Annotated in this window: 15 protein-coding genes; 11 read left to right on the top strand and 4 right to left on the bottom strand. The window is 72.3% G+C overall.

Annotation, left to right across the window (positions count from 1 at the left end; translation table 11 throughout):
• Positions 1 to 42: 42 nt before the first annotated feature.
• From ACIOHG_RS23210 to cimA, 11 genes are all read left to right on the top strand, one after another.
• Positions 43 to 1,893, top strand: a complete 1,851-nt coding sequence (locus tag ACIOHG_RS23210) for an acetolactate synthase large subunit (protein WP_400953490.1) — start codon at positions 43 to 45, stop codon at positions 1,891 to 1,893.
• Between the two features lie 24 nt (positions 1,894 to 1,917).
• Positions 1,918 to 2,442, top strand: a complete 525-nt coding sequence (gene ilvN / locus ACIOHG_RS23205) for an acetolactate synthase small subunit (RefSeq protein ID WP_400953553.1) — start codon at positions 1,918 to 1,920, stop codon at positions 2,440 to 2,442.
• Positions 2,443 to 2,541: 99 nt separating this feature from the next.
• Positions 2,542 to 3,540 carry a ketol-acid reductoisomerase gene (ilvC, locus tag ACIOHG_RS23200; RefSeq protein ID WP_400953489.1) on the top strand — a complete coding sequence of 333 codons (999 nt, stop codon included), beginning with the start codon at positions 2,542 to 2,544 and terminating at the stop codon, positions 3,538 to 3,540.
• Positions 3,541 to 3,750: 210 nt separating this feature from the next.
• Positions 3,751 to 5,337, top strand: a complete 1,587-nt coding sequence (gene serA / locus ACIOHG_RS23195; protein ID WP_400953552.1) for a phosphoglycerate dehydrogenase — start codon at positions 3,751 to 3,753, stop codon at positions 5,335 to 5,337.
• 284 nt (positions 5,338 to 5,621) lie between these two features.
• Complete coding sequence (locus ACIOHG_RS23190; protein ID WP_400953488.1) at positions 5,622 to 5,789, top strand: hypothetical protein; 168 nt, start codon at positions 5,622 to 5,624, stop codon at positions 5,787 to 5,789.
• Positions 5,790 to 5,884: 95 nt separating this feature from the next.
• Positions 5,885 to 8,989: a S8 family serine peptidase gene (locus ACIOHG_RS23185; RefSeq protein ID WP_400953487.1), complete on the top strand. Its 3,105-nt coding sequence runs from the start codon at positions 5,885 to 5,887 to the stop codon at positions 8,987 to 8,989.
• Positions 8,990 to 8,993: 4 nt separating this feature from the next.
• Entirely contained in the window at positions 8,994 to 9,563 is a 570-nt protein-coding gene (locus tag ACIOHG_RS23180; protein WP_400953486.1) for a Uma2 family endonuclease, read from the top strand.
• 63 nt (positions 9,564 to 9,626) lie between these two features.
• Positions 9,627 to 10,664, top strand: coding sequence for a 3-isopropylmalate dehydrogenase (locus ACIOHG_RS23175; RefSeq protein ID WP_400953485.1), 1,038 nt, complete (start codon positions 9,627 to 9,629; stop codon positions 10,662 to 10,664).
• A gap of 169 nt (positions 10,665 to 10,833) precedes the next feature.
• Positions 10,834 to 11,946: a branched-chain amino acid aminotransferase gene (locus ACIOHG_RS23170; RefSeq protein WP_400953484.1), complete on the top strand. Its 1,113-nt coding sequence runs from the start codon at positions 10,834 to 10,836 to the stop codon at positions 11,944 to 11,946.
• A gap of 96 nt (positions 11,947 to 12,042) precedes the next feature.
• Positions 12,043 to 12,606, top strand: a complete 564-nt coding sequence (locus tag ACIOHG_RS23165) for a Uma2 family endonuclease (RefSeq protein ID WP_400953483.1) — start codon at positions 12,043 to 12,045, stop codon at positions 12,604 to 12,606.
• Positions 12,607 to 12,937: 331 nt separating this feature from the next.
• The gene (gene cimA, locus ACIOHG_RS23160) at positions 12,938 to 14,542 is read left to right on the top strand and encodes a citramalate synthase (protein WP_400953482.1); all 1,605 of its coding nucleotides are present in this window, start codon (positions 12,938 to 12,940) and stop codon (positions 14,540 to 14,542) included.
• Positions 14,543 to 14,632: 90 nt separating this feature from the next.
• Here the strand turns inward: cimA and ACIOHG_RS23155 are convergent, their stop codons facing one another.
• The 4 genes from ACIOHG_RS23155 to ACIOHG_RS23140 form a co-directional block, all read right to left on the bottom strand.
• A complete protein-coding gene (locus ACIOHG_RS23155) occupies positions 14,633 to 15,217 on the bottom strand; it encodes a GTP-binding protein (protein ID WP_400953481.1) in 585 nt (194 codons plus the stop codon).
• Positions 15,198 to 15,854: a DUF742 domain-containing protein gene (locus ACIOHG_RS23150; RefSeq protein ID WP_400953480.1), complete on the bottom strand. Its 657-nt coding sequence runs from the start codon at positions 15,852 to 15,854 to the stop codon at positions 15,198 to 15,200. The genes ACIOHG_RS23155 and ACIOHG_RS23150 overlap by 20 nt, the downstream gene beginning before the upstream one ends.
• A 166-nt stretch (positions 15,855 to 16,020) precedes the next feature.
• Entirely contained in the window at positions 16,021 to 16,434 is a 414-nt protein-coding gene (locus ACIOHG_RS23145) for a roadblock/LC7 domain-containing protein (protein WP_014138208.1), read from the bottom strand.
• Between the two features lie 10 nt (positions 16,435 to 16,444).
• A complete protein-coding gene (locus tag ACIOHG_RS23140) occupies positions 16,445 to 19,951 on the bottom strand; it encodes a nitrate- and nitrite sensing domain-containing protein (protein ID WP_400953479.1) in 3,507 nt (1,168 codons plus the stop codon).
• Positions 19,952 to 20,103 lie beyond the last annotated feature (152 nt).

Raw genomic sequence — 20,103 nt, 5'->3', positions numbered from 1 at the left:
GCCCCGGACGAACCCGAGCAGAACCCGAGAAGAGACAGGCAGATGACTGAGCACGCCGCAACCCCCCGTCGCGGGGACCACCCGGCCGCGCACGCTCCGGGTCCCCAGACCACCGAGACCATGACCGGCGCGCAGTCGCTCATCCGCTCGCTCGAAGCCGTGGGCGCGGACACCGTGTTCGGCATCCCCGGTGGTGCGATCCTCCCCGCCTACGACCCGCTGATGGACTCCACCAAGGTCCGCCACATCCTGGTCCGGCACGAGCAGGGCGCCGGCCACGCCGCGACCGGCTACGCGCAGGCCACCGGCCGGGTCGGCGTCTGCATGGCCACCTCGGGCCCCGGCGCGACCAACCTGGTCACCCCGATCGCCGACGCCTACATGGACTCCGTCCCGATGGTGGCGATCACCGGCCAGGTCGCCTCCAAGGCGATCGGCACCGACGCCTTCCAGGAGGCGGACATCTGCGGCATCACGATGCCGATCACCAAGCACAACTATCTGGTGACCGACCCCGCCGAGATCCCCCGGGTGATCGCCGAGGCCTTCCACATCGCCGCCACCGGCCGCCCCGGCCCGGTCCTGGTCGACATCGCCAAGGACGCCCTGCAGGCCACCACCGTCTTCCGCTGGCCGGTCGAGGCCGCGCTGCCCGGCTACCGCCCGGTCACCAAGCCGCACGCCAAGCAGATCCGCGAGGCCGCCAAGCTGCTGGTGAACGCCAAGCGCCCGGTGCTGTACGTCGGCGGCGGCGTGCTCAAGGCCGGCGCCGGCGCCGAACTGCGCATCCTGGCCGAGCTGACCGGCGCCCCCGTGGTGACCACCCTGATGGCGATCGGCGTCTTCCCGGACAGCCACCCGCAGCACCTGGGCATGCCCGGCATGCACGGCTCGGTCCCCGCCGTCACCGCCCTGCAGAAGTCCGACCTGCTGTTCACCCTGGGCGCCCGCTTCGACGACCGGGTCACCGGCAAGCTGGACTCCTTCGCCCCGAACGCCAAGGTCGTGCACGCCGACATCGACCCGGCCGAGATCGGCAAGAACCGCCCGGCGGACGTCCCGATCGTCGGCGACGCCCGCGAGGTGCTGGCCGACCTGATCGTCGCCGTCCAGGCCGAGTTCGACGCCGGCCACCGGGCCGACTACGCGGACTGGTGGAGCAAGCTCGACCACTGGAAGAAGACCTACCCGCTCGGCTACGAGCCCGCCCCCGACGGGCAGTTGTCGCCCCAGCAGGTGATCGAGCGGATCGGGCAGCTGGTCGGCCCGGACGCGATCTACGCCGCGGGCGTCGGCCAGCACCAGATGTGGGCCAGCCAGTTCATCCGGTTCGAGAAGCCGGCCACCTGGCTGAACTCCGGCGGCGCCGGGACGATGGGCTACGCCGTCCCCGCCGCGATGGGCGCCAAGGCCGGCCGGCCCGACGTCCCGGTCTGGGCGATCGACGGCGACGGCTGCTTCCAGATGACCAACCAGGAACTCACCACCTGCACCCTGAACGACATCCCGATCAAGGTCGCGGTCATCAACAACGGCTCGCTCGGCATGGTCCGCCAGTGGCAGACCCTGTTCTACAACCAGCGCTACTCCAACACCGTGCTGCACTCCGGCCCCGGCCACGACGGCATCGAGCCGCCCGCCCAGGGCACCCGGATCCCGGACTTCGTGCTGCTCTCCGAGGCGATGGGCGCGGTCGGCCTGCGCTGCGAGCGCCCCGAGGACCTGGACGACGTGATCAAGCAGGCGATGGAGATCAACGACCGCCCCGTGGTCATCGACTTCATCGTCCACCAGGACGCGATGGTCTGGCCCATGGTCGCGGCCGGCACCAGCAACGACGAGATCCTGTTCGCCCGGGGCGTGCGCCCCGACTTCGGCGACGACCTGGACTGACGGACCCAGAAAGCGATGACCACCATGTCCAAGCACACCCTGTCCGTCCTGGTCGAGAACAAGCCCGGCGTGCTCGCCCGGATCGCCTCGCTGTTCTCCCGCCGCGGCTTCAACATCGACTCGCTGGCGGTCGGCCCGACCGAGCACCCCGACATCTCCCGGATGACCATCGTGGTCAACGTCGAGGAGCTGCCGCTGGAGCAGGTCACCAAGCAGCTCAACAAGCTGGTCAACGTGATCAAGATCGTCGAGCTGGACCAGTCCCAGGCGGTCCAGCGCGAGCTGGTCCTGGTCAAGGTCCGGGCCGACGCCGAGACCCGCTCGCAGGTCACCGAGATCGTCCAGCTGTTCCGGGCCAAGACCGTCGACGTGTCGCCCGACGCGGTGACCATCGAGGCGACCGGCTCCTCGGACAAGCTGGAGGCCATGCTGCGGATGCTGGAGCCGTACGGCGTCAAGGAGTTGGTGCAGTCCGGGCTGGTGGCGATCGGCCGCGGCGCCCGTTCCATCACCGACCGCTCGCTGCGCGCGCTCGACCGCACCGCCTGACACCAGCGTCTTACTGACTGAGCACCACCGCCGAACCCCCGCCGGGCTGGCCTACCGTAGGAACCCCGGCATCACCACCACGCAAGGAGATGTGCCCCCGTGGCCGAGCTGTTCTACGAAGACGACGCCGACCTGTCCATCATCCAGGGCCGCAAGGTCGCGGTCATCGGCTACGGCAGCCAGGGCCACGCCCACGCGCTGTCGCTGCGCGACTCGGGCGTGGACGTCCGGGTCGGCCTGCTGGAGGGCTCCAAGTCCCGGGCCGCCGCCGAGGAGGCCGGCCTGCGCGTGGTCACCCCGGCCGAGGCCGCGGCCGAGGCCGACGTCATCATGATCCTGGTGCCGGACCCGATCCAGGCCGACGTCTACCAGGACGCCATCGAGCCGAACCTGAAGGCGGGCGACGCCCTGTTCTTCGGCCACGGCCTGAACATCCGGTTCGGCTTCATCCAGCCGCCGGCCGACGTCGACGTCTGCATGGTCGCCCCGAAGGGCCCGGGCCACCTGGTCCGCCGCCAGTACCAGGAGGGCCGCGGCGTCCCCTGCATCGTGGCCGTCGAGCAGGACGCCACCGGCAAGGCCTTCGACCTGGCGCTGTCCTACGCCAAGGGCATCGGCGGCACCAAGGCCGGCGTGATCAAGACCACCTTCACCGAGGAGACCGAGACCGACCTGTTCGGCGAGCAGGCCGTCCTCTGCGGCGGCACCGCCGCCCTGGTCAAGGCCGGCTTCGAGACCCTGGTCGAGGCGGGCTACCAGCCCGAGATCGCCTACTTCGAGTGCCTGCACGAGCTGAAGCTGATCGTCGACCTGATGTACGAGGGCGGCCTGGAGAAGATGCGCTGGTCGGTCTCCGAGACCGCCGAGTGGGGCGACTACGTGACCGGCCCCCGGATCATCACCGCCGACACCAAGGCCGAGATGAAGAAGGTCCTCGCCGAGATCCAGGACGGCACCTTCGCCAACACCTGGATCGCCGAGTACAAGGCGGGCCTGCCGAAGTACAACGAGTACAAGAACGCGGACAGCGAGCACCTGCTGGAGACCACCGGCAAGAAGCTCCGCAAGTTGATGTCCTGGGTGGACGAGAGCGCCTGATCGCTTGTACAACAAGGCTGTTCCCGTCCGGGTGATTTCGCCGGACGGGAGCAGTCCCCGCACCGCCCCGCCGATAGACTCCGAACCACGCGTCAGGCCCACAGCGTCGTGCGTCTAACTACGCGACATGCCACCTTCCCCCGCCCTGTGCACGCCACCTCCGTGCGGCGGGGTGAACCGGACAGTTAAGGACACACTGTCGTGAGCACTGTGACACCCAAAAACGCTGTCGTTCTGATCGCCGAAGAGCTGTCGCCCGCCACCGTCGACGCACTGGGCCCCGACTTCGAGATCCGGCACTGCAACGGCGCCGACCGCACCGAGCTGCTGACCGCGATCGCCGACGTGGACGCCATCCTGATCCGCTCCGCCACCAAGGTGGACGCCGAGGCGCTGGCCGCCGCCAAGAAGCTCAAGGTGGTCGCCCGGGCCGGCGTCGGCCTGGACAACGTGGACGTCGCCGCCTCCACCAAGGCCGGCGTGATGGTCGTGAACGCGCCGACCTCCAATATCGTCACCGCCGCCGAGCTGGCCTGCGGCCTGCTGATCTCGGTCGCCCGCAACATCGCGCCCGCCAACGCCGCGCTCAAGGGCGGCGAGTGGAAGCGCAACAAGTACACCGGCGTCGAGCTGAGCGAGAAGGTGCTCGGCGTGGTCGGCCTCGGCCGGATCGGCGTCCTGGTCGCCCAGCGGATGTCCGCGTTCGGCATGAAGATCGTCGCCTACGACCCCTACATCCAGGCCGCCCGCGCGGCCCAGATGGGCGTCAAGCTGCTCTCGCTCGAAGAGCTGCTGGAGGTCGCCGACTTCATCACCGTGCACCTCCCGAAGACCCCGGAGACCATCGGCCTGATCGGCGACGAGGCGCTGCACAAGGTCAAGCCGAGCGTGCGGATCGTCAACGCCGCCCGCGGCGGCATCGTCGACGAGGACGCCCTGCTCCGCGCGCTGCAGGAGGGCCGGGTGGCCGGCGCCGGCCTCGACGTGTACAGCAAGGAGCCGTGCACCGACTCGCCGCTGTTCGCCTTCGACAACGTGGTCGCCACCCCGCACCTGGGCGCCTCCACCGACGAGGCGCAGGAGAAGGCCGGCATCGCGGTCGCCCGCTCGGTGCGCCTGGCGCTGGCCGGCGAGCTGGTGCCGGACGCGGTCAACGTCCAGGGCGGCGTGATCGCCGAGGACGTCCGCCCGGGCCTGCCGCTGGCCGAGAAGCTCGGCCGGATCTTCACCGCGCTGGCCGGCGAGGTCGCCGTCCGCCTGGACGTCGAGGTCCGCGGCGAGATCACCCAGCACGACGTCAAGGTGCTCGAACTCTCCGCGCTGAAGGGCGTGTTCGAGGACGTGGTGGCCGAGACGGTGTCCTACGTCAACGCCCCGCTGTTCGCCCAGGAGCGCGGCGTCGAGGTGCGGCTGACCACCTCCAGCGAGTCGCCCGAGCACCGCAACGTGATCACCGTCCGCGGCACCCTGGCCGACGGCGGCGAGGTGTCGATCTCCGGCACGCTGTCCGGCCCGAAGCAGACCCAGAAGATCGTCGGCGTGGACGGCTTCGACGTGGACGTGGCGCTCACCGACCACATGGCCTTCTTCCACTACGAGGACCGCCCCGGCGTGGTCGGCACCCTCGGCCGCATCCTCGGCGACGCCGGGATCAACATCGCGGGCATGCAGGTCGCCCGGGACGGCGACAGCGCGCTCGCCTCGATCACCGTGGACAGCGAGGTGTCCCAGGAGGTGCTGACCGAGATCGCCGGCGCCATCGGCGCCCGGTTCGCCCGCGCGGTGAACCTCGGCTGACGCCCGCCCGGCCCTCCCGAACGGCCCTTCCGCCCTTGCGGCGGAAGGGCCGTTCGCACACCCGGGCGGGAATCCCGTCTCAGATACTAGGAAATCCGAGTAAATCTGCTGACCTCACGGCCTCCTCGTCGTACTGTGAAGAGGTCGTACGGTGCGCCACCCCCCGCAACGCCGGGGCGCGTGGCCCGTACGACCCGTACGCGGTGCGGCAGGCGACCCCTGCCAGGCGTACCCCCACCCAGCACCCTCATGCGCCGTCGCGCCCCCGCACCAAGGAGCCCGGTATGCCTTTCGTTGCAGACCGCACCACCGCCACCACCGCCACCGCGTCCGCCGCCGCCCGCGCCGCGACCCCGCGCCGCCGCCGCGCCCTCCCGGCCGACCCCCGCACCGCCGCCGCCCTGCAGCGCGCCCTCGACCGGCGCGACAACGGCGCCCCGGCGATCGACTGAACGCCAACCCCCCGGTTGCGCCGGGCGGGTGACGCACCGTCACCCACAGGGTGAACGTCCTCGCCCGGCCCGGCGGCGGCTCCTAGTTTGGGGCCGTGCGCCCCACCTCCCTCGGCCTCCTCGCCGCCCTCGCCCTGCTCGCCCCGGCCGCCGCCGTCCCCGCGTCGGCCGCCCAGCCGGCCGGGCCGAGCACGACCGTCTTCGTGGAGCTCGACACCGAGCCCGCCGCCACCGCCTGGCAGCGCGCCCGGGACGACGCCCGCCGACAGGCGCGCACCCCCGACCAGACCCGGCGCGCCGCGGCCGCCGCCGGCAGCGGCCAACGCGCCGCCGCCGACCGGTCGTTGGACGCCCTCACCGCCCGACTGCGGCGCGCCGCCCCCGGCGCCCGCCCGCTCTACCGCACCCGCACCCTGGCCAGCGGCCTCGCGCTGCGGCTGCCCGCCGCCGAACTCCCGCGGCTGGCCGCCCTCCCCGGGGTGCGCGCCGTCCGCCCGATCGCGCTCAAGCGGCGCGCCAACGGCTACTCGGTGCCGCTCACCGGCGCCCCGAAGGTCTGGGACGGCCCCGCGGGACACACCGGCGAAGGCGTCCGGATCGGCGTCGTCGACTCCGGCATCGACTACACCCACGCCGACTTCGGCGGCCCCGGCACCCCCGAGGCGTACCGCGCGGTCGACGGCGCCAGGCCCGCGCCCGCCGGACTGTTCCCCACCGACAAGGTGATCGGCGGCAAGGACCTGGTCGGCGACGACTACGACCCCGACCCGGCCTCCGCCCACCCCCAGCCCGAACCGCACCCCGACGACAACCCGCTGGACTGCGCCGCCAACGGCCACGGCACCCACGTCGCCGGCACCGCCGCCGGGTACGGCGTCACCGCCGACGGCCGGACCTACCGCGGCCCCTACCGCCCCGGCCTGGACCCGGCCGACTTCAAGGTCGCGCCCGGTGCCGCCCCCGGCGCCCGGCTCTACGCCATCAAGGTGTTCGGCTGCGACGGCTCCACCGACCAGCTCTCCGCCGCCCTCGACCTCGCCGCCGACCCGAACGGCGACGGCGACCTCTCCGACCGCCTCGACGTGGTCAACCTCTCGCTCGGCAGCCCCTACGGCCGCCCCGGCGACGCCGACGCCCTCGCCGCCGACCGGCTCGCCGCCCTCGGCACCGTGGTGGTCGCCGCCGCCGGCAACGAGGGCGACGTGTACGCCGTCGGCGGCAGCCCCGGCACCGCCGCCCGGGTGCTCACCGCCGCCGCCTCCGTCGACCCGCACGGCGACGCCGACGGCATCACCGTGCTCGCCCCCGCCGCGCTGGCCGGGAACGTCCCCGCGCACTGGAGCAGCAAGTACACCCACTGGGACGACACCGGGGTGAGCGGCGAACTCGCCGTCCCCGCCGACCAGTCGGACGGCTGCAAACCCTTCACCCCCGCCGACGCCGACCGGCTGCGCGGCAAGGTCGCGGTGCTGCGCTGGACCACCAAGGACCCCGACCGGGCCTGCGGCTCCGCCCCGCGCGCCGACCACGCCGCCGACGCCGGCGCCGTCGGCACGCTCTTCGCCGCCGACGGCGACAACCTCGGCGAGATCGCCGGCGACGCCCGGATCCCCGCCGCGATCCTGGCCCGCGCCGACGGGCAGCGGCTGCTGACCGCCCTGGGGGAGGGCCCGGTCACCGTCCGGCTCGCCGCCCCCGGCAACCCGCTGCACGGCGCCGTCCCGCAGGACCAGCCGCAGCGCACCGACACGCTGGCCCCCTTCACCTCCCGCGGCATCGGCGTCGACGGCGTGGTCAAGCCCGACCTGGCCGCCCCCGGCGAGACCGTTTGGTCCGCCAAGGCCGGCACCGGCACCGGCGGCATGCGCGAGGACGGCACCTCGATGGCCACCCCGCACCTGGCCGGCCTGGCCGCGCTGGTCCGCGCCGCGCACCCCGACTACGGCCCCACCGAGGTCAAGGCGGCCCTGATGGACACCGCCACCGACACCTACCTGCACGACGGCCGCACCGGCCCGGTGTACGGCCCCGAACGCACCGGCAGCGGCCGGGTCCGGGTCGACGAGGCCGTCCGCACCCCCGTGCTCGCCCACGGCGCGCAGACCGAGGGCGCGGTCGGCGTCTCCTTCGGCGTGGTCGAGGCCACCGGACCGCTCACCGCCACCCGCGAGGTGACGGTCCGCAACCTGAGCGACCGTCACCTGTCCTACAGCACCGGCTACGCGTCCGCCACCACCGTGCCCGGCGCCGCCTTCGAGCTCGCGCCCGCCCGGGTCGACCTCCCGCCGCACGGCACCGCCACCGTCACCGTCACGCTCCGGCTCGGCGCGGGCCTCGGCCGGGCCGCCGACCCCACCCTCGACCTGCTCCAGGGCGGCCACGCCCGCAGCTACCGCGCCGAACTCTCCGGCCGCCTCACCCTCGCCCCCGCCGACCCCGCCCTCCCGGCCCTCCGCGTCCCGCTGTTCGCCGCCCCGCGCGCCGCCACCGCCGCCACCGCCCTCGGCACCGCCGCCACCTTCGCCGTCTCCGGCGAGGGCACCCGCTCCGACCTGCTCACCGTCCTGCAACCCGGCGGCGAGGCCGCGCGCTGGCCCGACTGCCCCACCCCCGACGACACCCCCTGCGTCGACGACCCCGCCGAACGCGCCCACAACCTCCGCCGGGCCGCCGCCGCCGTCGACGGCCACGGCATGCTCTACCTCGCCGCCGTCCGCTGGGCTCCCGCCGCCACCCCCGCCGGCCCGATCGCCGTCCATGCCTCCCTCGACACCGACGGCGACGGCACCCCCGACGCCACCGTCGTCGCCGACCGCCTCAAGGGCAGCGACGTCCTGGTCGCCCGCACCCTCGACGCCCGCACCGGCGCCGAACTCGACGTCCAGCCCCTCAACGGCCGCTGGGGCGACACCGACACCGCCCTGCTCGACTCCGACACCCTCCTCCTCCCGGTCCGCCTCTCCACCCTCCCCCCGCTCACCCACCCCCGCTACACCCTCTGGACCTCCCCCTCCGACAACCCCGCCGAAGCCCTCACCACCCTCGGCCCCTACCCCCTCGACCCGACCCTGGCCACCCCCGTCCTCGTCCCCACCCACCCCGGCCAGGTCCTGCACACCCCCCTCCCCGAGGCCCTGCTGATCCACCACCTCAACCCCACCGGCAACCGCACCCAACTCCTCACCCGCAACGGCGGCTGACCCGATGAACGACCCCGCGCTCACCCCGTATCCGGACTGGCTCCGCCCGCCACCGACCGGCTACCGGGCGGAAGACCTGGACCACCTCCCCGACGCCCCGCCGCACACGGAACTGATCGACGGAAGCCTGGTCTTCACCGCCCCGCGCACCAGGTGGGAGACGCGCACGACGGGCCTGCTGCACAGTGCGCTGGAGGCCGCGCCGCCCGACTGGGAGGTGTGGCGCTCGATGACCGTCGTGCTCGACGAGCGCAACCGCCCGGAGCCCGACCTGATGGTGGTCGACGCCCATGCGGACTGGGGGCCCCAAACCACGTTCTGCCACGCTGCGGATGTCCTGCTCGTTGTCGAAGTGGTCTCCGAGGAGTCGCAGACCCGCGACCGCCGGACCAAGCCCCCCAAGTACGCCGCCGCCGGTATCCGCTACTTCTGGCGGGTGGAGAACGTCGACGGCCGCCCGGTCGCCTACACGTACGAGTCGGACCCGTCCACCAACAGTTACGTGCCCACCGGGATCTTCCACGACCGCCTCAAGGTCGAGCACCCGTTCCCGGTCGAGGTGGAGCTGGCCTGACGCCGCGTCCGGATCGTGGACGGTGCGTGCCCAGGCCGTGGGACGGGTTGTAGTGTCCGATTTATGTCTCGCACCATTCGTCTCGCAGTGATCCCGGGTGACGGCATCGGCCAGGAGGTCGTGGCCGAGGGCCTCAAGGTGCTCCGCGCCGCCCTGCCCTCCGACACCAAGCTGGAGACCACCGAGTACGACCTCGGTGCACGGCTGTACCACCGCACCGGGGAGACCCTCCCGGGCGCGGTGCTGGAGGAGCTCAAGGGGCAGGACGCGATCCTGCTCGGCGCGATCGGCGACCCGAGCGTGCCGTCCGGCGTGCTGGAGCGCGGGCTGCTGCTGAAGCTGCGGTTCGCCTTCGACCACCACATCAACCTGCGCCCGGGCAAGCTCTTCCCGAACGTGAAGTCGCCGCTGGCCGGGAACCCCGACATCGACTTCGTGGTGGTCCGCGAGGGCACCGAGGGCCCGTACGTCGGCAACGGCGGCACACTGCGCACCGGCACCCCGCAGGAGGTCGCCACCGAGGTGTCGCTGAACACCGCCTTCGGCATCGAGCGGGTCGTCCGGGACGCCTACCGCCGGGCCCAGGCCCGCCCGCGCAAGAAGCTCACGCTCGTCCACAAGAACAACGTGCTGGTGCACGCCGGCCACCTGTGGACCCGGATCTTCGAGCAGGTCGGCCGGGAGTTCCCCGAGGTCAGCACCGACTACCTGCACGTGGACGCGGCGACGATCTTCTTCGTCACCCAGCCCGAGCGCTTCGACGTGATCGTCACCGACAACCTGTTCGGCGACATCCTCACCGACCTCGCCGCGGCCGTCACCGGCGGCATCGGCCTGGCCGCGTCCGGCAACATCAACCCGGGCGGCGAGTTCCCGTCGATGTTCGAGCCGGTGCACGGCTCCGCCCCGGACATCGCCGGCCAGGGCAAGGCGGACCCGACCGCCACCGTGCTGTCCGTCGCCATGCTGCTGGAGCACCTCGGCTTCGCCGCCGAGGCCGCCCAGGTCGAGGCCGCGGTCGCCGCGGACCTCGCCGAGCGCTCCGGCGCCCGTTCGACCTCCGAGGTCGGCGACGCGCTCGCCGCCCGAGTAGCCGGCTGACCGGCCGGAAACAACCTCCGGCCGGCGGGCCGGTTCATACCGCGCACAGCCTCCCGGCTGTTCGGCACGGCCCTCTGGATGCGAGTATCGACAGTGGGCCGTGCCGTCATGCGTTCCTCCGCCAGGCGGTGAAGGCCCAGCCCAACCCCACGGTGAAGGACAGACAGCCATGAGCACGCCCACCCAGGCGCCCATCACGTTCGACCTCAAGCCCTCCGCGCACCCGCTGTCCGACGCGGAGCGCGAGGCCCGACTGGCCAACCCCGGCTTCGGCCGCGTCTTCACCGACCACATGGTGACCATCCGCTGGACCGAGGGCCGGGGCTGGCACGACGCCCAGCTGACGCCGTACGCGCCGCTGGAGATCGACCCGGCCAACATGACGCTGCACTACGGCCAGTCGATCTTCGAGGGCCTGAAGGCGTACCGGCAGGCCGACGGCTCGCTGGCGACCTTCCGCCCGGAGGCCAACGCCGCCCGCTTCCAGGCCTCGGCCCGCCGCCTGGCGATGCCCGAGCTCCCGATCGAGACCTTCGTCGAGGCCGTCGACCTGCTGGTCCAGCAGGACCGCGCCTGGGTCCCGGAGCAGCCCGAGCAGAGCCTCTACCTGCGACCCTTCATGTTCGCCACCGAGGTCGGCCTGGGTGTCCGCCCCGCCAACTCCTACGTCTTCATGATCATCGCCTCGCCGGCCGGCGCCTACTTCGCCGGCGGCGTCAAGCCGGTCTCGGTCTGGCTCTCCGAGGACTACGTCCGCGCCGCGCCCGGCGGCACCGGCGCCGCCAAGTGCGCCGGCAACTACGCGGCCTCGCTGGTCGCCCAGGCCGAGGCCGCCGCCAAGGGCTGCGACCAGGTGGTCTGGCTCGACGCGGCCGAGCACAAGTGGGTCGAGGAGATGGGCGGCATGAACCTCTACTTCGTCCTCGGCGAGGGCGAGAACGCCACCATCGTCACCCCCGAGCTCTCCGGCGCCCTGCTCCCCGGCATCACCCGCGACTCCCTGCTCACCCTCGCCGCCGACCTCGGCCACAAGACCGAGGAGCGCCGCATCTCCACCGACGAGTGGAAGCAGGGCAACGCCGACGGCACCATCACCGAGGTCTTCGCCTGCGGCACCGCCGCCGTCATCACCCCCGTCGGCCACGTCAAGTCCGCCACCGCCGACTGGACCGTCGCCACCGGCGAACCCGGCCCCGTCACCATGAAGCTCCGCCAGTCCCTCCTCGCCATCCAGGGCGGCCGGACCCCGGACACCCACGGCTGGCTCCACCCCATCGCCTGACCTGCCTTCGGCCCGGGCATTTCGTGGCGGATTGCCCGGGCCCGATAATCTCGGAACACTCCACTCGTTGAGCAAACCGGATAGGAGGGAGGGGCCATGACCGCCGAGATGTACGACGCCGACGCCTGGCGCAGCCGGGAGGACGTCCTCCTGGAGGCCTTCCTCGCCCTGGACACCCCGGAGGGGTTCAAGGCCGAGCTCATCGAGGGAGAGATCATCGTGACGCCACCGCCGGACGGTGACCACGAAGGTGCCATTGGTCGGATCGTCCGCCAGGTGTTCCGGCTGTGCGATGCGGACATCACGTTCGCAGGGAACAAGGGGCTGATCGTTCCGGGCGGCAGGTTCATTCCTGACGGGACATTCGCCGACGAGGGAGCATTCGACGGCCAGCCCTCGTGGATGAAGCCCGACCGGATCCTGATGGTTGTGGAGGTCACCTCCAGCAACCCCGCAAAGGACCGTTGGGACAAGCGGAAGGGCTACGCCGCGGCGGGGATCCCGCTGTACCTGCTGGTGGATCGGAAGAGCGGCAAGGCGGTGCTGCACAGCCGCCCGGAACGCGGCGAGTACACCACCACCACTACCGTGCCGTTCGGGGATCCGCTGCCGCTGCCCGCGCCGTTCGGGTTCGAGCTCGACACTGGCCGGTTCTCCTGAGCCGTTCCGGATGGCGAGACGCCGGTGCCCGTGGGCGGGGCGTGTGCAAGACTCCAAGGGTGTCCTCGCTTTCGCTGATTATTAGCAGCAGGCGCGCCGGTCCGCAGTGACCGCTTCCACGGCAACACCCTGACCGCGGAGCGACCACCAGCGTCCAGACCCGCGCGCAGACCTCTCGCACCCGCGAGGGGTCTTTTGTTTTGCCCCGGACCGGCACCGCCCCCCACAAGGGGACGGAGACACCGGGGACGCGCGCGGGATGCTGGACAGTGGAGCCGGATTCCGATCCCGGCAAAGAGCAGTAACTCCACCGAACGGAGAACCCAGGGCCATGACCGAGGCCAACGGCCGTCCCAGCGACGGCTTCCACGTCTTCGACACCACGCTCCGCGACGGCGCCCAGCGCGAGGGCATCAACCTGACGGTGGCGGACAAGCTGGCCATCGCGCGCCACCTGGACGAGTTCGGCGTCGGCTTCATCGAGGGCGGCTGGCCCGGCGCCAATCCCCGGGACACCGAGTTCTTCGCCCGCGCCCAGTCCGAACTGGAGCTCCAGAACGCCCGGTTGGTGGCCTTCGGCGCCACCCGCCGGGCCGGCGGCAAGGCCGCCGAGGACCCGCAGCTGGCCGCGCTGGTGGCCTCCGGCGCCCCGGTGGTGACGCTGGTGGCGAAGTCGCACGACCGGCACGTGGAGCTGGCGCTGCGCACCACGCTGGAGGAGAACCTGGAGATGGTCCGGGACAGCGTGGAGTTCCTGCGCGCCCAGGGCCGCCGGGTGTTCATCGACTGCGAGCACTTCTTCGACGGCTACCGGGCCAACCCGGAGTACGCCCTCGCGGTGGTCCGCACCGCGCACGGGGCCGGCGCGGACGTGGTCGTGCTCTGCGACACCAACGGCGGCATGCTGCCCTCGGGCGTGCGCGAGATCGTCGCCGCCGTGCTCGCGGCGACCGGCGCCCGGCTCGGCATCCACGCCCAGGACGACACCGGCTGCGCGGTGGCGAACACGCTGGCCGCCGTGGACGCCGGGGCGACCCACGTGCAGTGCACCGCGAACGGCTACGGCGAGCGGGTCGGCAACGCCAACCTGTTCCCGGTCGCGGCGGCCCTGGAGCTCAAGTACGACCGCCGGGTGCTCCCGGCCGGGGCGCTGGCCGAGATGACCCGGATCTCGCACGCGATCGCCGAGGTGGTGAACCTGACGCCGTCCACCCACCAGCCGTACGTCGGCTTCTCGGCGTTCGCGCACAAGGCGGGCCTGCACGCCTCCGCGATCAAGGTCGACCCGGACCTGTACCAGCACATCGACCCGGAGCTGGTCGGCAACACCATGCGGATGCTGGTCTCGGACATGGCCGGCCGGGCCTCGATCGAGCTGAAGGGCAAGGAACTCGGCTACGACCTGTCCACCGACCGGGACCTGGCGGGCCGGGTGGTGGCCCGGGTGAAGGAGCAGGAGAACCTCGGCTACAGCTACGAGGCGGCGGACGCGTCCTTCGAGCTGCTGCTGCGCGACGAGGTGAACGGCGGCGAGAAGCAGCGGTTCTTCACGCTGGAGTCCTGGCGCACCATCAGCGAGCAGGGCCCGAAGGGTTTCGCGGGCAACGAGGCGACCGTGAAGCTCTGGGCCAAGGGCGAGCGCAAGGTCGCCACGGGGGAGGGCAACGGCCCGGTCGACGCGCTGGACAAGGCGCTGCGGGCCGCGCTGGAGCCGATCTACCCGCCGCTGGCGAAGCTGGAGCTGGTCGACTACAAGGTCCGCATCCTGGAGGGCCAGCACGGCACGGGGTCGAAGACCCGGGTGCTGATCGAGTCCACCGACGGCACCACGACCTGGTCCACGGTCGGCGTCGCGGACAACGTGATCGCGGCCTCCTGGGTGGCGCTGGAGGACGCCTACACCTACGGGCTGCTGAGGGCCGATCAGCAGCCCTGACAGCGGCGAGTGGACGGAAGTGCCCAGGGGGCGTGCGGAAGGCTCCGCACGCCCCCTTCTGGCGTGTCCATTACCGCTTCTGACGTCCCGTCACCGCAGTCGGGCGAGCAGGGCGTGTTCGACGAGGGTGATCAGTGCGCTCTTGGCGCTGTCCCGGCGGCGGGCGTCCAGCGTGATGATCGGGATGTCCGGGTTCAGCTGCAGCGCCTCCCGCACCTCTTCCGCGGTGTGCGGCTGGTGCCCGTCGAAGCCGTTCAACGCCACCACGAACGGCAGGCCCGAGTTCTCGAAGTAGTCGAGGGCGGGGAAGCAGTCGGCGAGGCGGCGGGTGTCGACGAGGACGACGGCGCCGATGGCGCCGCGGACGAGGTCGTCCCACATGAACCAGAAGCGGTCCTGGCCGGGGGTGCCGAAGAGGTAGAGGATGAGGTCTTCGTCGAGGGTGATGCGGCCGAAGTCCATGGCGACGGTGGTGGTGGTCTTGCCGGAGACGTGGCTGAGGTCGTCGATGCCGGCGGAGGCCGAGGTCATGACGGCTTCGGTGCGCAGGGGGTTGATCTCGGAGACGGCGCCGACGAGGGTGGTCTTGCCGACGCCGAAGCCGCCGGCGACGACGATCTTGGCCGAGGTGGTGGCGCGGCTGGGGGCGGCCGCGTTAGAGCTTGCGAAGTCCACTGAGGACCCTTTCGAGCAGCGTGACGTCGGGCTGGTTGCCGGATTCGCCGCCGGCTGCGGGCTGGTGGATGGCGACCAGGCCGGCCTCGGCCAGGTCCGCGACGAGGATGCGGGCGACCCCGAGCGGGAAGCCCAGCAGGGCCGAGATCTCCGCCACGGACTTGACCTCGCGGCACAGCGACACGATCCGCTGGTGCTCGGGCAGCAGGGTGGCCATCCGGGCCGGGTCGACCGCGGCGGAGACCAGGGCCTCCAGGGCGAGTTCGTAGCGCGGCCGGGTCCGTCCGCCGGTCATGGCGAAGGGGCGGATCAGCGGCTCGGCGTCCTCCTCCTCGTACTCCTCGTACTCCTCGACGCCGCCGGGCTGCTGCTCCTCGTAGCGGTGCGGCAGGCCGTCGTGGCCGGGGAACGCGTCGGAGCCGGGGAACGCCTGGGCGCCGGAGTGGGCCTGGCCGTATCCGTCCGGCTGCTGGTACCAGCGCGGATCGGACTGCGGGGGCAGGTACGACTGGCCACCGGCGAACTGGGGCGCGTACTGCTGCTGCTGACCGTGGCCGACGCCGGGAACCCCGAAAGCGTCGTGGCCGGTGCCCGCGTACGGGATGCCGAACTGGCCACTGTGGTCGGGCGGTGTCACGGTTCATCTCCTCAAAGGGTGCGGCGGTGCGTTGCTGGCCGCGTCGCCGGGGAGCGCCGTGGCCGGTGGTGCGAAGGCCGTACAACGCCCGGTCCCGAGGCCGCCGAAGCGACCTCGGGACGGGCAATGAGGTCTTTCGAATACCAGGACGGTATCCGACGAACCGTCAGTGCAGGAGACTGCCCTGGAGTTCGGCCCGCAGCGCGGGCGTCAGGACCGCGCCCGCGCGGTCCACCAGGAGGGCCATCTCGTAGCCCACGAGGCCGATGTCGGAGTCCGGCGAGGCGAGCACCGCGAGCGCGGAGCCGTCGCTGACCGCCATCAGGAACAGGAAGCCCCGCTCCATCTCGACCACGGTCTGGGTCACGTCGCCGCCCTCGAAGATCCGGCTGGCGCCGGAGGTCAGCGAGGTGAGGCCGGAGGCGACGGCGGCCAGCTGGTCGGCACGGTCCCGGGGGAAGCCCTCGGACATGCACAGCAGCAGACCGTCGGCGGAGACCACCACCGTGTGGGACACCCCGGGGGTGTTGTCCACGAAGTTGGTGATCAGCCAGTTCAGGTTCTGTGCGGCCTGGCTCATCTGGGTCAACTCAACGCTCCTGCTGGTTCGAGCCGCCGAAGAGATCGGTGCTGCTGTTGTGCGGTTCCTCACCGTACGCCCCCTGGGCGGGGTCGATCCGGAAACTTCCGGTGGCACCGGGGTCGCCGCCCGCCTGGCGGCCCTGCTCGACGCCGCGTCGCAGGTTGGTCAACCGGCCGCGCACCTCGCTCGGGTCGCGGGAGACCTGCGGGCCTTCCTGCGGGGTGCTCCGGGCGTTGCCCGGCACCAGGTTCTGGCGCGGCACCCGGCGCGGCAGACCCGACTGGGTCGTGCCCGCGCTGGACGGCTCGCGGAGCTTCTCCGCGCGCTGCCAGTCGCCGTCGTTGGGGGACTCCCACTCGCCGGGCGCCGCGGTCGGGCCGGTCGGGCCGTAGCCGCCGAGCGCCGACACCTCGTGGCCGCGCGGCTCGACGGCCTCCGCGGAGGTGTCCTTGGCGCCGGTGAACCAGTTCGGGCTCTCCGAGCCGCCCGTCCCGCCCGGGCCGGCCAGTTGCTGGCCGGGACGGCGCTGCGGCAGCCCGCCCGGGGCCCCGTCCGCCGGGGCCGGCGGCAGCGCCGGGAGCTCCTCCGCCGGGTACGGGTGCCCGGCGGGCTCCTCGTAGCCGTACTGCTGCTGCGGGTACTCGTCGGCGTACTGCGCCTCCGGGTACTGCTCCTCGTACGCCTGCCCGCCGAACTGCCCGTCACCGTAGGGCTGCTGGTACTCCCCGGCGTACTGGCCGTCCTGGTAGTAGCCGTCCTCCTGGGTGTACTGCTCGGGCGCGTAGCCGTCCTGCGGGTACTGCCCGGCCGGCGGGTAGCCGTCGTACTGGCCCTGGTACTGGCCGTCGTACTGGCCCGCGTCGTCCTGGCGGTAGCCCCAGGCGTCGTCCGGCTCGGCCTGCCGCGGCTCGACGGGGCGGCCCCAGGCGTCGGCGGCCGGGCGGCCGTGGTCGGCCCCGCCCTGCTGCGGCGCGTACTGGTCCCGGTAGCCGTCCTCGGTGCCGTCCCCGCCGCCGTAGGGCGACTCCAGGATCTCCGCCTCCAGCGGCTCCTCGGCGCTGCCCGGACCGGCCTCCAGGGCGGCCCGGCGGCGCTCCTCCAGGCGCTGGGAGCGCTGCATGGACTCCAGCGCGGGGGAGAAGCCGTTGTCGGCCGCCTCGCCGCGCACCGGCAGGTGGTCGTCGAAGCCGAGCTCGGCCGCGGTGCGCTCCTGCCCCTCGAACGCCCACGGGGCGGCCTGCTCCTGGTCGGGGAAGATCCGGGAGACCGTGAACTCCTCGGCCTGCGGCTCCGGGACCCGGCCGACCTGGATGGTGAGCTGGACCGGCAGCATGACCAGCGAGGTGGTGCCGGCCGACTCGCCGGACGGGCGCAGCTGCACCCGGATGTCGTGCCGCTGGGACAGCCGGCCGACCACGAACAGGCCCATCCGGCGGGAGATCGTCGCGTCGACGGTCGGCGGCTCGGCCAGCTTCTCGTTGATCTCGGCGAAGTCCTCGGCGGTCAGGCCGATGCCCTTGTCGTGGATCTCCACCAGCACCCGGCCGTCGGGCAGCCGGGTCGCGTTGACCAGTACCCGGGTCTGCGGGGAGGAGAACGAGGTGGCGTTCTCCAGCAGCTCGGCGAGCAGGTGGACGAGGTCGGTCACGGCGGGGCCGACGACCTCGGCCTCGGGGATGCCGGCCAGCTCGACGCGCTCGTAGTGCTCCACCTCGGAGGCGGCCGCGCGCAGCACGTCGACCAGCGGGACCGGGGTGTTCCAGCGGCGGCCGGGCTCCTCGCCCGCGAGGACCAGCAGGTTCTCGCCGTTGCGGCGCATGCGGGTCGCCAGGTGGTCCAGCTTGAAGAGGTTCTCCAGCTGGTCCGGGTCGGCCTCGTTGTTCTCCAGGTCGGTGATCAGCGCCAGCTGGCGCTGGATCAGGCCCTGGCTGCGGCGCGACAGGTTGGTGAAGATCGCGTTGACGTTGCCCCGCAGCAGCGCCTGCTCGGCGGCGAGCGAGACGGCCTGCTGGTGGACCTGGTCGAAGGCGCGGGCGACCTCGCCGATCTCGTCCCGGCCCCACAGCGGGATCGGCGCGACCGAGGTGTCGACCCGCTCCGGGTCGGTCTTGGACAGCTTGTCGACCAGCTCGGGCAGGCGGTGGTTGGCGATGTCGAGCGCGGCGGTGTTCAGGGTCCGCATGCCGAGGATCATCGAGCGGGCGATGTAACCGGTCAGCAGACCGGCCAGCACCAGCGAGGCGATCACGATCAGCGCGTTGAGCACCCAGTCGGCGAAGGCCCGGTCCTTGAAGCTCTGGGCGTCGGTGACGACCTGGTCGAGCAGCACGGACTCGGCCGAGCGCAGCGCGCTCATGTGGCTCTTGGTGGCCTGGTCCCACAGCGGGCGGGTCAGGCCCTCGGCGCTGGCCGCGTTGATGATCCGGGTGGCCGCGTCGCGGTCGGAGGCGGCGGTCGACAGCTGGCTGGCGTAGCTCATGCCGACGGCCAGCAGCGAACCCATGGTGGGCAGCGTGTGGCCGTCCGGCATCCGCAGCGGCAGGCGCTGGTCCTGGATGGACTGGGTGACCAGCGAGTCCGAGTAGAGCTTGATCTCGTCGTCGGAGGAGGCGGTGTTGAACTCCGCGATCGCGGTCTGCTCCAGGCGGTACGCGACCGTCAGGGACTGGATCAGGTCCTCGCCCTCGTGGCCGTCGACGCCGCCGACGCCCAGGCCGACCAGCAGGTTCAGCATCAGCGCGCGCTGGGTCGAGGCGGAGGCCTTGGCCAGCGACATCGCGTAGATGGCGCGGCCCTTCGCGGTGGCGTTGGAGGAGCCGAAGCCGACCGAGTTGTCCATCGCCAGCAGCGGCGCGAACAGCAGCGAGTACGCGTTGGCGGTCGCGGTGGCGAACAGCTCGGGCTTGTAGGCGTTGTCGCGCAGGTGCGGGAGCGCCTTGACCAGGCCCTGGAACTGCTCGTCGCGACGCTTCATGGTCGCGTCGTCCTTGACCTTGGCGACGACCGAGTTGTAGTCCTTCAGCGCCTGGTCGGTGCGGTCCCGGAGCTTCTTCACCTCGCCCTGGTCGCCCTGCCCGGTGAGCAGCGGCACCAGGCTCTCGTCGCGCTCCTGCTCCAGGGCGTCGGCGAGCTTGGTGGCGACGTTGACGGTGTTGGCGATGCGCACCGCGCGGTCGGCCTCGTGGTAGTCGTCCAGCGAGGTGTTGACGCGCAGGCCGCCGAAGACCAGGGCGATGACGACCGGGATGGTCAGGATGGCCACCAGGCGGGTCGGCACGCGCCAGTTCAGCGGGGACAGGAAGTCGTACCGGCTCTCGGTGGCCCGGCCCGGCACCGGCCCGGCGGCGGCCCGGCCCGCGGGCTCGGCCGACCCGGCGGGGCCCGGGCGGTTCGGCTCGGCGCGGTCCTCGGTCGCGGTGAACGCCGAGAACTGGCCGGTGCTCGGGCCGCTACCCGGGTCCTGCTGGCGGGGCTCTGAGCGCCGCTGCGGGGTGACTGGCTGCTTACGCCTCACTCGACAACAACCTCTCGACCGACTGGCGGCCATGGATCTATTCGGCGGCTGCCCCCCGACGGGCCGCGGCCCGCGTGGGTCCTACGGGGTAGCAGGAATTTCAACACGAGCCGGTGAACCGGACAAACAGGTCCCCGCCCCGCACGCCCGAG

It is taken from the genome of Kitasatospora sp. NPDC088134 (genome assembly GCF_044741705.1).
In the GTDB taxonomy this organism is placed as follows: Bacteria; Actinomycetota; Actinomycetes; order Streptomycetales; family Streptomycetaceae; genus Kitasatospora.
Note: the sequence above shows the minus strand (reverse complement) of the source record. Positions and strands in the feature narration are given on the sequence as shown.